Genomic DNA, 10947 nt, shown 5'->3' with positions numbered 1-10947 from the left:
CTCATGCTTCGATCGGGTCACGGCCGTACTTCGGGTGCGCTGATTCTCCCGGATCTCCTCCGCCCGAGACGCCGTCTGCCGGTGTGATCCCCCGACCGAGCGCGCCTGACCGGCTCGTCCGCCGCGGTCGCGGGACCGGGGCCTACCGGGTGCCAGGCCGGGAAGGTCGACCTACGGGGCCTCCGCTCGGGCCGACGAGAACGACATGGTCACCCTGCCGGGTGGGATGCGTGGTCGCGTCGCCCTGCTCACAGCCTCGTCCCGCCCACGGCCTCGCCCCAGCCCACGACGTCGACCCGGCGACGAGACGGGCCGAACCGCGATGCCGGCCGGCGACGAGGCCGGCGGATGCGGTCCCGCCGCCCCGACACGCCTGCCGAGACACGCGATGGACCGGCTCCGAACCCGCCGTCGACCGGCCGGGTCGGAATCGATCGGCCTGGTCGACACGATCCGACCCGCCCGCGGCGTCGAGTCGGTCAGCCCTCGGTGACATACGGGCTGGAGGCGACCTCCGTGCCGTCCGCCAGCTCGGCGATGTCGAAGTCGCCGAAGACGTTGGGGACCGCCTTCCGCAACTGCCGCAGACACTCGATCGCGAGGGCGCGAATCTCCACGTCGGCGTTCTCGGTGGCGCGCATCGCGATGAAGTGCCGCCAGGCCCGGTAGTTGCCCGTGACCACGATCCGCGTCTCGGTGGCGTTCGGCAGCACCGCGCGGGCGGCCTGTCTGGCCTGTTTCCGGCGCAGCGTGGCGTTGGGGACGTCGGCGAACTTCTCCTGGAGGCCCTCCAGGAGGTCGTTGTACGCGGCGACGCTCGCCTCGGCGGCGGCGAGGAAGCGGGCGTGCAGCTCCGGGTCCTCGGCGATCACGTCCGGCGCGACCATCGCGGCGTCGCGCTCGGGAACGTAGCGCTGGGAGAGCTGCGAATAGGAGAAGTGTCGATGCCGGATCAGCTCATGGGTCAGCGACCGCGAGATGCCGGTCAGGTAGAAGCTGACACTTCCGTGTTCGAGCACGGAGAGATGGCCGACCTCCAGGATGTGCCGCAGGTAGCCCTCATTGGTGGCGGTGGCGGGGTTGGGCTTGCGCCAGGACTGATAGCAGGCGCGACCCGCGAACTCGGCGAGCGCCTGACCGCCGTCGGCGTCGGTGGTCCACGGCACGTCCTCCGGTGGCGTGAACTCGGTCTTCGCGATCAGTTGCACCTTCGGCGACACCAGCTCGGTCACGTCCACCCACTTCCCTCTTGACACAGTGCACTCGCGCCGACATCGGCAGGCGACCTCGTGCTGCGTCGGCCTGCGTTCCCCCGACGCGGGCCGAAGCGTAACGGTCAACGCCGGGGACGGCGGCATCGGCGTCGCCCTGACGCCTGGCGAGCCGTCGTGATGTTCGTATCCGCGGGGCGGCCGCCAAGCTGACGAGCGATCAGCGCCGAGCTGCGGCGGAGATCGACGTCTTACCCGATATGAGCATCCGGAACGCCCCGATCGGAATCGCTTCGGTTCTTCTTCGATGTCGTCGGGTGGGGCTCGGGTGTCGGAGACGCCGACGCGCCCGCCAGGGCAACCTGGCGGGCGCGTGGGGTGTGTGGCTGTGTCGGGCGGTTCTTACTGGAGGGTGATGCCGCGCTCGGCGAGCCAGGGCTGGGGATCGATCTTCTGGCCGCCGACCTGGACCTCGAAGTGCAGATGCGGGCCGGTGGACTGACCACGATTACCGATCGTGGCGATCTGATCGCCCGCGGCGACCTTCTGTCCGACCGCGGCGGTGAACGACTCCACATGCCCGTAGACGGTGATCGTGCCGTCAGGGGCCTGGACCCGAACCCACTGACCGAACCCGGTCGCCGGACCCGCGTTGATCACCGTGCCCTCGGTCGCCGCGACCACCGGCGTCCCGATCACGTTCGCGATATCGACACCATAATGCGTCGTACCCCAACGACCACCGAACCCAGAGGTGAACGTACCCTCCGCCGGCTTCACGAAGTCCGGACGCGCCGCCGCCTCCGCCGCCGCGGCCTCCTCCGCCGCGAGGCGATCGGCCTCCGCCTTGGTCTCGTTCACCAACGACGTCAACCCACGCGCGGGATTGTCATAGAACGCAGGCAACACCGACCCGGCACCCTCCTGGACCTCCACGAAGTTCTCCGGCGTGTCACCCTCGGCGGCACCAGCCAGCAACGGCTGACCACCCACCAGGAACGCACCCGCCAACACCGACGCCACCACAGCCTTACCCACACCACGACGGGAGGAACGGGCGCTACGGGGAGCCTCAGCGGTGGTGCCGGCAACGGCACCGGCGGACCGGGAAGCGGGCCTGGCGTCGGTGTTGGTGAACAGCTCGGTGAAACGAAGCATGGACGAACTCTCCTCAACCATCTCGGGGGAAGAAGACGGCCACAGTCACCAGACAACCGAGCGGGGGGACATCGGCTGCACCCGCACCACACACACAGGGAAACGGGAACCTTCAACCACGTGACCAGACCGTGACGAACACCAGCGAAGGTAACCACCCCCCGCCACCGCTCCCACCCTCTGTGACCCACCACCCCACCCAGCCACCACCACCAGCCCGAAACTCCACAGACCGTCACCACTCCCCACCAACCCCGTCCCCAGACCCCGAACACCTCCGACGAACCACCACCCCCTCAACCACGACCACGAGGCGGCCCTCCAACGCCGCAGGCGACCCCCTGGCCCCTCCAGCCCCCGGCGCACATCCAGAGCGACGGACTCCACGGCGCCGCCAGGCCTGCCGACGTCGACCACGACGAGGCGAAGCGGAGGTGGTGAGGCGCAGGGCGGCGAGACCGCCTCGCGCGGCGGCCACCCCTCGCGGATGCGGAACGGCGCTCGCCTCGGTCCGGCGTCCCCCCACCGTGGAAGCGCCCGTGCGCCACGGCCGGGGGCCGGAGGTGGCGGCGCGCGTCGTGGCGGAGCCGCCCTCGGTCGCTCGTCGGCTCACCCGGCCTGGGGGAAGGTGCCGCAGGGAACGGCAGGGCTCGGCGAGGTGCGCGGCGACCCCGGCCGGTCCGCCTGCGCACGACGGTGAGCACGGGCCGACCGCGCGGCCCCCGAGCAGGCCGGCCGGCGGAGGACACTGGGGAGCGGACTCCTGACCCGAGCCGGCGCAGGCCCGGACGAGGTCGGGCGCGAGGGACCACGGGAGCCGGGGGCGACCGCGCTCGGCAACGCACGCCGACGGCACTCGAAACCCTGCGCGACGTCACCACTCCTTGCGCGACGTCATCAATGGTGTCACCATGACGTCATGGACCTCACGCCCTATGTCGAGCAGCTACGTCAGGATCTGACCGCCGCCACCTCGACCGCGGACGAGCAGACCCGCCGGACGGCCGCCCTGCTGGCCGCCTCCCTCCAGCCCGCCGCTCGCCTAGCCCTGATGAACGCCCTGTCCGACCTCGCGGCCGAGGTGACGGCCGCGCTGGACGACGACGTGGTCGACGTCCGGCTCTCCGGCCGCGACGTGCAGGTCGTCGTGACCAGGGCCACGCCGGAGCCGCCGCCCGCGGCGAGCACGCCCCCGCCGCCTCCCCCGCCGCCGCCGCTGGACGGCGGTGACATCAGCCGGATCACGCTGCGGCTCTTCGACGAGCTCAAGTCCAAGGCGGAGAAGGCCGCCTCCACTCAGGGAGTCTCGCTGAACTCCTGGGTCGCCCAGGCCGTGCAGGGCGCCCTGCACGGCCACCCTGGTCAGCCCGGCAAGCCGGGAGGAGACGGCGCCGAGAGCGGCGACCGGTCCGACGCAGGCGCCCAGCAGTCCCGTCCCGAGCCGGAGAGTCGTACCCGGCTTCGCGGCTGGGTACAGGGCTGAGCCGTCTCCACGGCCACGTCACATCCCGCGTCCAGACCAGGAAGGCACCACGTCATGACCGAGAACGAGGCGCACGAGGCGACGCCGTCGACGCCGATCCGCACCCAGTCCTTCACCGTCGACGGCCCCGCCGAACTCGACGCCTTCGTCGCCACCGGCCGCATCGAGATCATCCTGAGCGACGATCCCGGCGTCGAGGTCGAGGTGCGTCACGATCCCACCGAGCAGTCGCCGCTGGTCAACGGCTTTCATGACTTCCTCGGCTGGGTGAGCGAGCAGATCAGCGAGGGGCGCGTCCGCGACGTCCCCGGCAACGCCGTTCGTGAGACCAGGATCGAGTCCGTGGGGCGTCGCATCGTGGTGCGCACCCCCAAGGACCTCGGACTGCGACAGGTTGCGCTGGTCGCCCGTATCCGCGCGCCGCACGGCTCCTCCGTCGTGGCCAGAAGCGAGTCCGGCGACATCGCCGTCACCGGGACCGCCGATCGCGTCGAGGTGCAGACGGGCACCGGGGCGATCCGCGTCGAGACGGCCGACGGGCACGCCTCCGTCCACGGCGGCACCGGGCAGGTCCGGCTGGGGGCGCTGCGTGACGGGCTCGTCGTGCGGGCGGGCACCGGCGACCTGGAGATCGTCTCCATCGACGGCCCGGCGACGGTGAACACCGGCACCGGCGACGTCTGGATCGGCGTGGCGCAGAGCAACCTGTCCGTGCGCACCGGCAGCGGCTCCGTGAGCATCGCCGAGGCGGTGTCCGGACGACTCGAGCTGATCAGCGGCGCAGGTGAGATCCGGGTCGGCATCCGGCCGGGCGTCCGCGCGGAACTCGACGTGGCCGCGCCCGGCGGCACCGCTCGCAGCGAGCTGCCGGTCTCGGGCGAGCAGCCCGAGGAGGAGGCCGCGGTGCGGCTCCGCGCCAGGACCGGCGCGGGCAACGCGCTGATCACCCGCGCCACGGCCTGACACCGCCGCCACGCCCTCCGTCCGGCGCCGAGCAGGCTCGGCGGGCGGCCGCCGGCCCCACGGCGGGCCGCCGCCACCGCCGTCGACACGCCTGCCCGGCGCCGCGGAGCCGACAGCCGGTCGATGTGAGGCGGCGAGTCGAAGACGAAACCGTCGATCCGCTCGAGCGCGATCCCGACGCATGAAGGACCCGCGATCCGGGGCCATCGGGAGCAGACGCCGTCGACGGCCCGGCCGACGATCAGCCGGACGGCCGGGCCGACACGCCGGAGACCACGCCCGGGCCGACGTCGCCTTTCGACATGCGGCCACGAGCGAAGCTCCCGACCTCCCCGGCGGCGGACTCCGACGCGGCCCCGTCACAAGATCACAGACACCGCGCCAGCGGCGCGATGAGGTCGCCGCGCTCCCCCAGCCGCACCCCGTCCAACCCCAGCCACCCGGCCATCTCTCGCAACGACGCCGCCAGCTCGGCCGCCACCTCCGGCACCGCGACGTCCACCTCGGCGAAGGCGCCCGGCACCCGCAGCACGCCCGCCTGCCGGTCGGCCTTGAGATCGACGCGCGCGACCAGCCTCCCGTCCAGGAGGAACGGGAACACGTAGTAGCCGAAGACCCGCTTCGGCTCGGGGACGTAGATCTCGATCCGATAATGGAAGCCGAAGATCCGCTCGGCACGCTCCCGACGCCAGATCAGCGGGTCGAACGGGCAGAGCAGCGCCCGCCCCTCCACCGCTCGCGGCGTGCGGGCCGCCGGATGCCGGTAGGCGGGCCTGGTCCAGCCGCGCACCGCCACCTCCTCCAGCGCTCCCGCCTCGACGGCCTCGGCCACCGCTCGCTGCGAGACCTTGGGCGGCAGCCGGTAGTAGTCGCGCAGGTCGGGCTCGGTGGCGATGCCGAGCGCCTGCGCCGAACGCATGATCAGTTCTCGGGCGGCGACGCCCGGGTCGGGCTCCCCCGCCGCGAGGACGGCGGCGGGCAGCACCCGTTCCGGCAGGTCGTAGCGCCGTTCGAAGCCTCGGCGCGTGCCGGTGGTCAGCTCTCCGACGCCGAACAGGTACTCACAGACGTTCTTGGTGTCCGACCGGTTCCACCAGCCGCCTCTGGCGGCGGGGCCGGCGGCGCCGATCGCACGCTCCAGCTCGCCCGCGCTGATCGGGCCCAGCTCCTTGACGGCGGCCAGGACCTCGCCGGTCAGGCCGGGCGATCTCGCCTCCACCGCTTCGTGCTGCGCGCCGTAGCGCTCGGCGTAGCGCCGCATCCGCCACCACAGCAGTGGCCAGTCCTCGGGCGGCAGCAGGCTGGCCTCGTGCGCCCACTGCTCCACCAGCAGCCGTGGCCGGGCGGCGCGATGCGACCACGCGGCCTCGTCCAGCAGCTCTCGCGAGTACGGACCGAGCCTGCTGAACACGGGCATGTAATGCGCCCGGACGGCGACGTTGACCGAGTCGAGCTGGAGTAGCCGGACGCGGTCCAGCACCCGGTTCAGGTGGCGCCGAGTCGGCTCCCCCGTCGGTCGACGATCGGCGAAGCCCTGCGCGGCGAGCGCGGTCCGACGGGCGGTGTCAGCGGTCACGGTCTGCACGGCCGCATGATGCCGGCCACCACCGACACCGACCGGAGGCAGGCGAGGCGGACGGCCCAGCCCAGCCCAGCCCAGCCCAGCCCAGCCCAGCCCAGCCCAGCCCAGCCCAGCCTCGATGATCGTCGATCGCGTGGTCTGACCGGCCGGGAGACGGGCTCTGCCCCGGAGTATCCGGACTCTCCCTGTGCCCGCACAACCTGTGACGCCCGCCACCACCGGGTCCGCCGCGCCATCCGCCGCCCGCGCGGGAGGTGACACCGCCACGGCGGGAACGCATCGGCGGTCCACGTCCGCGACGGCGTGGCCGGCGGCTCGTACCGACTCCCGGACCGGACGTCGCGGGAGGGCGTCGGACCAGGTGCCCGACGGTGCGGCGGGCGGACGATAGGTTGACCGGCATGGCACACGCCGCCGTCCGCCCGGCCCTCCCCGCTGACGCCCCCGAGATCGCCCGTATCCAGTGCGACACCTGGCGAACCGCGTACACCCGGATACTCCCCGCCGCCGTCCTCGACGAACTCGACGTCACGGCGGTCGAGGCCTCGTGGCGCGAGGCCATCGACGACGACCGGGCCGCGGTACTGATCGCGACCGAGGGTGACTGGACCGTGGGGTTCTGCGTGGTCGGCGCGGCACCGGCCGAGGAGACGGCGGGCGCCGACGGTGTACCCGCCCCTGATGTCGCCGAGACCGGTCTGATCGCCTCACTGCTGGTCGAGCCGAGGTGGGGACGCCGGGGACACGGGGGCAGGCTGCTGCTGGCGGCGGGTGAGGAGTTGCGGGCCGCGGGCGCCCGGCGCGGCATCGTGTGGGTGCCGATCGCCGATGCCGCGTCGTTGGCCTTCTACAAACTCGCGGGGTGGGCGCCCGACGGTCTGTCCCGCACCCTGGACACAGGCGATCGCACCGTCCGTGAGCTGCGGCTCACCGGTCCGCTGGACTTTCAGGCCGCCGAGGTGAACGAAGATCCGGAATCGGGGCAGCCCGCCGAGTAAGGTCGCGCCGGTCACCGTCTCGTCGACCCTGGGGCTGCCGCCGTGCTGCTGTGGATCGGTCTCATGTCCGCTGCGTTCGGCGTCTCGGTGCTCGCCGCGCTCATCCCGCTCATCAGCATCGAGCTGTTCGTCATCGCCCTGATGCTTCAGCGGCCGGACACCGCCTGGTGGCAGCTCGCGGCGTTCGTCGCGGCCGGGCAGGTCATCGGCAAGCTGCTCTACTACTACGCGGGACGCGGCAGTCTGCCGCTGCCGAAGCTGTTCCGCCGGTCGGCGGACACGCCGAGCCGGTGGAGTCTCAGGCTGGCCCGCTTCCGCGAGGTGTGCCGTGAGCGGCCTGTCTGGACCGCCGGGGTGCTGCTCAGCAGCTCCTTCATCAGCCTGCCGCCCTTCGCCGCCGTCTCGGTGATCGCGGGCGTGGCGGGCATCCCGCTGCGCACCTTCGTGCTCACCGGACTGGTGGGCCGATTCGGACGCTTCGCCCTGGTGGCCGTGGTCCCCGGCATCGCCGGGGCCTGGTGGTTCTGACGACGACGCGCGTCTGCGCTCGCCGCGGACCGCTCCACCGACGATCGGCCTGTCGCATTCGTGATCGACGGGATGCGGCAAGCAAGCCGACCGAGCTCACGTCCGTACCCCCACCCCTGCCTTCTCGGCGACCGACCGGTGCGGCAGCACGACACGGCGCCCACGAACGGAGGTCACCGGCCGCCGACCGCAGGCCACATCGTCGGACGCCACGTCGTAGGCCACGCGGGCCCACGGCCGACCCCGAACATCGCTCCCCGGACAGGAGGTGGCGGCGCGCACCGTGACGAGGATGTCGGGCACCCCGCCGGGGCGAGGCGGCCACCGCGTACACGGCGCGAGCTCCCAGGACGATGCGCTGCCCGAGCGGCGGACGGACGGCCTGCCGCCTCCGACACGGTCAGCGGTCAATCCGCCAGGTCGACGGCCCGCCGCATCGCCTCCCTGGCCCGGCGTCGGTCGCCGGCCAGGTCATAGGCGTGAGCGAGGCGGAACCAGGCGCGCCAGTCAGTCGGACTCTCCTCCACCTCGCGCCGCCACTCCTCGAACCAGGCGTCGGCCGCCTCCCGCTCGACCCGGCCCGAGGGCGCCCTGGGCAGCTCCGAGCTGTCGGGCAGACCGCCCTCCCCGGCCAGCCGCTCGCCCAGCGCCGCCGTGCGGGCGCCGAACCGCCAGGTCGCGACGACCATCCACAGGCCGAGCACGGGCAGCACCAGGATGGCGACGCCGAGCACGACGGCCACGGCGTCGCCGGAACGGAGCAGGATGAACGCGCGACCGGTCAACAGCCAGAGATAGACGACGAGGACGGCGGTGAGCAGGATCGCCACCCGGCGGGCGGTGATCACAGCTCCAGCAACCCCTCGATGCCGACGGTCAGCCCGGGTAGCCCCGACACCTTGCGCACGGCGAGCAGCACCCCCGGCATGAACGACGTCCGATCGAGCGAGTCGTGACGCAGCGTCAATGTCTCCCCCTCGGTGCCGAAGAGCACCTCCTGGTGGGCGACCAGCCCCGCCAGCCGCACCGAGTGCACCCGCACGTCGTCGACCGAGGCACCACGTGCGCCTGCCGCCTCCTGGGTGGTGGCGTCGGGAGCCGGGCCGAGCCCGGCGGTCCGCCGCGCGGCGGCGATCGCCCTGGCGGTGTGGTCGGCCGTGCCCGAGGGCGCGTCGGCCTTGCGCGGGTGATGCAGCTCGATGACCTCGGCCGACTCGAAGTACCGCGCCGCGATCTCGGCGAAGCGCATGGTCAGCACGGCGCCGATGGCGAAGTTCGGCGCGATGAGCACGCCCAGCTCGGGGCGCGGCTCCAACCAGCCGCGAATGGTCGACAGCCGCAGCTCGTCGAGACCGGACGTGCCGACCACCGCGTGAATGCCCTGCTCGACGCAGAAGCGGATGCCGTCCAACACCACACCGGGGTGGGTGAAGTCCACGGCCACCTGAGTACCCGCGTCGACGAGGGCGGACAGCGAGTCGCCCTGGTCGACCACCGCGGCCAGTTCCAGATCGGCCGCGGCCTCCACGGCCCGACAGACCTCGGCGCCCATCCGGCCGCGCCCGCCGATCACCCCGACTCGGATCGGGCCGTCGTCGGTCTCCGCCAAGCTCATCGCGTCACCTCTCGCACCTTCGCGGGCAGTTCGCCGACATGAGCGTACGGGCCGACCACGGCCGCGCTGATCGGGCGTCGCAGCAGGTCCGCCGCGAGCACGGCCACCTGGTCGACGTCGACGGCGTCGATCTGACACAGCTGCTCGTCGACGCTGAGCTGAGTGCCGAAATTCAGTTCGCGCTTGCCCAGTCTGGTCATCCGCGAGGCGCTGTCCTCCAGTCCGAGGACCAGACCGCCGCGCAGCTGCCCGCGTCCCCTGGCCACCTCCGCCTCGGTGAGACCGCCCTCGGCCACCTCGGCGAGCACCGACCGGACCACGCCCGCGACCTCGCCCAGCCGGGCGGGCTGACAGCCCGCGTAGACCGCGAGGCTGCCCGCGTCGGAGTAGCAGGCGTCGGAGGAGTACACCGAGTAGGCCAGGCCGCGTCGCTCGCGGATCTCCTGGAACAGCCGGGAGCTCATCCCGCCGCCGAGCGCCGCGCTGAGGACGCCGAGCACCTGACGCCGGTCGTCGTGCCGGTCCAGACCAGGCATGCCGAGCATCAGATGAGCCTGCTCGGTCTCGTCGGAGTGCAGGACGAGATCGCGGACCTGGACGATCTCCGCCCGTCCTCGTCTCGGGGCGTCGGGGCGCGCCGCGACCGGCCCGTCCTCGGCCGCCGCCCGGCAGGCGAGCGCTCGATCGAGCAGCCGCAGCACCTCGTCGTGCTCGATGTTGCCCGCCACCGCCAGCACCATCCTGGACTGGGTGTAGCTGCGCCGGTAGAAGGACCGCAGTCGGTCCGGGGTCATGGCGCCGATCGACTCCTCGGTGCCCAGGACCGGTCTGCCGAGCGCGTGCTCACCGAGCAGCGCGGCGCTGAACGCCTCGTGCAGCAGGTCCTCGGGGTCGTCATCGCGGATGGCGATCTCCTCGAGCACCACCCCGCGTTCGATCTCGACGTCCTGGTCCGTCAGCAGCGCGTCGAAGACGACGTCGCACACGAGGTCCATCGCCAGCGGCAGGTCCTCGTCAAGCATGTGCGCGTAGTAGCAGGTGTGCTCCTTGGAGGTGAAGGCGTTCAGCTCGCCGCCGACGGCGTCGGCCTCCTCCGCGATCCGCGTCGCACTACGCCTGCGAGTGCCCTTGAAGAGCAGGTGTTCCAGGTAGTGGGCGGCGCCCGCCTCCGGACCGGTCTCGTCGCGGGAGCCCGCCGCGACCCACATGCCCACCGAGGCGGATCGCACCCCGGGCATGCGCTCGGTGACCACGCGCAGGCCGCCAGGCAGCACGGTGCGCCGCACGATGCGTCCCGTGTCGTCGGAGTCGAGGACGACGGTGGTCCCCTCGTCCTGCAGATGGCCGGCGAGCGCGGTGTGGGAGTCGGATCTGTCGCGAAGGCCGCGGGCCCCGTCGGGACCCGCGGC

10 protein-coding genes are annotated in these 10947 nt (G+C 72.5%); 4 read left to right on the top strand and 6 right to left on the bottom strand.

Annotation, left to right across the window (positions count from 1 at the left end):
• Positions 1-479 precede the first annotated feature (479 nt).
• Positions 480-1232: an FAD-dependent thymidylate synthase gene (gene thyX / locus AHOG_RS08890; protein WP_093940919.1), complete on the bottom strand. Its 753-nt coding sequence runs from the start codon at positions 1230-1232 to the stop codon at positions 480-482.
• A 381-nt stretch (positions 1233-1613) separates the two neighbouring features.
• On the bottom strand, positions 1614-2369 hold the full coding sequence (locus AHOG_RS08885) for a M23 family metallopeptidase (protein WP_093940918.1): 756 nt from the start codon (positions 2367-2369) through the stop codon (positions 1614-1616).
• Positions 2370-3288: 919 nt separating this feature from the next.
• Between AHOG_RS08885 and AHOG_RS08880 the strand changes: the two genes are divergently transcribed.
• Positions 3289-3852: a toxin-antitoxin system HicB family antitoxin gene (locus tag AHOG_RS08880; RefSeq protein WP_093940917.1), complete on the top strand. Its 564-nt coding sequence runs from the start codon at positions 3289-3291 to the stop codon at positions 3850-3852.
• A gap of 54 nt (positions 3853-3906) precedes the next feature.
• On the top strand, positions 3907-4815 hold the full coding sequence (locus AHOG_RS08875) for a DUF4097 family beta strand repeat-containing protein (RefSeq protein ID WP_093940916.1): 909 nt from the start codon (positions 3907-3909) through the stop codon (positions 4813-4815).
• Positions 4816-5182: 367 nt separating this feature from the next.
• Here AHOG_RS08875 and AHOG_RS08870 read toward each other — a convergent pair whose 3' ends face one another.
• Positions 5183-6400, bottom strand: coding sequence for a winged helix-turn-helix domain-containing protein (locus tag AHOG_RS08870; RefSeq protein WP_093940915.1), 1218 nt, complete (start codon positions 6398-6400; stop codon positions 5183-5185).
• 398 nt (positions 6401-6798) lie between these two features.
• Here AHOG_RS08870 and AHOG_RS08865 point away from each other — a divergent pair, with 398 nt between their 5' ends.
• Together AHOG_RS08865 and AHOG_RS08860 are read left to right on the top strand one after the other, a co-directional pair.
• Positions 6799-7395, top strand: a complete 597-nt coding sequence (locus AHOG_RS08865) for a GNAT family N-acetyltransferase (protein WP_093940914.1) — start codon at positions 6799-6801, stop codon at positions 7393-7395.
• Between the two features lie 63 nt (positions 7396-7458).
• Complete coding sequence (locus AHOG_RS08860; RefSeq protein ID WP_093944299.1) at positions 7459-7923, top strand: VTT domain-containing protein; 465 nt, start codon at positions 7459-7461, stop codon at positions 7921-7923.
• A gap of 407 nt (positions 7924-8330) precedes the next feature.
• On the opposite strand, the gene AHOG_RS08850 is transcribed toward AHOG_RS08860, so the two are convergent.
• The 3 genes from AHOG_RS08850 to AHOG_RS08840 are packed head-to-tail and all read right to left on the bottom strand — an operon-like array spanning position 8331 to position 10878.
• On the bottom strand, positions 8331-8768 hold the full coding sequence (locus tag AHOG_RS08850; RefSeq protein WP_093944298.1) for a hypothetical protein: 438 nt from the start codon (positions 8766-8768) through the stop codon (positions 8331-8333).
• Entirely contained in the window at positions 8768-9538 is a 771-nt protein-coding gene (gene dapB, locus AHOG_RS08845) for a 4-hydroxy-tetrahydrodipicolinate reductase (protein ID WP_093940912.1), read from the bottom strand. The genes AHOG_RS08850 and dapB overlap by 1 nt, the downstream gene beginning before the upstream one ends.
• Positions 9535-10878: a M16 family metallopeptidase gene (locus AHOG_RS08840; RefSeq protein WP_221438616.1), complete on the bottom strand. Its 1344-nt coding sequence runs from the start codon at positions 10876-10878 to the stop codon at positions 9535-9537. Before AHOG_RS08840 ends, dapB begins: the two co-directional genes overlap by 4 nt.
• Positions 10879-10947: the final 69 nt, after the last annotated feature.

Origin of the sequence: Actinoalloteichus hoggarensis (assembly GCF_002234535.1) — a bacterium.
GTDB classification, from domain to species: domain Bacteria; phylum Actinomycetota; class Actinomycetes; order Mycobacteriales; family Pseudonocardiaceae; genus Actinoalloteichus_A; species Actinoalloteichus_A hoggarensis.
The sequence above is the reverse complement of the archived record's forward strand: the minus strand, read 5'-3'. Positions and strand labels throughout refer to the sequence as shown.

What these genes read in the sequence shown, in the direction of transcription:
- AHOG_RS08885 (WP_093940918.1), bottom strand. Translation starts at nt 2,369, where the DNA reads ATGCTTCGTTTCACCGAGCTGTTCACCAACACCGACGCCAGGCCCGCT.
- AHOG_RS08880 (WP_093940917.1), top strand. Translation starts at nt 3,289, where the DNA reads ATGGACCTCACGCCCTATGTCGAGCAGCTACGTCAGGATCTGACCGCC.
- AHOG_RS08875 (WP_093940916.1), top strand. Translation starts at nt 3,907, where the DNA reads ATGACCGAGAACGAGGCGCACGAGGCGACGCCGTCGACGCCGATCCGC.
- AHOG_RS08865 (WP_093940914.1), top strand. Translation starts at nt 6,799, where the DNA reads ATGGCACACGCCGCCGTCCGCCCGGCCCTCCCCGCTGACGCCCCCGAG.
- AHOG_RS08860 (WP_093944299.1), top strand. Translation starts at nt 7,459, where the DNA reads ATGTCCGCTGCGTTCGGCGTCTCGGTGCTCGCCGCGCTCATCCCGCTC.
- dapB (WP_093940912.1), bottom strand. Translation starts at nt 9,538, where the DNA reads ATGAGCTTGGCGGAGACCGACGACGGCCCGATCCGAGTCGGGGTGATC.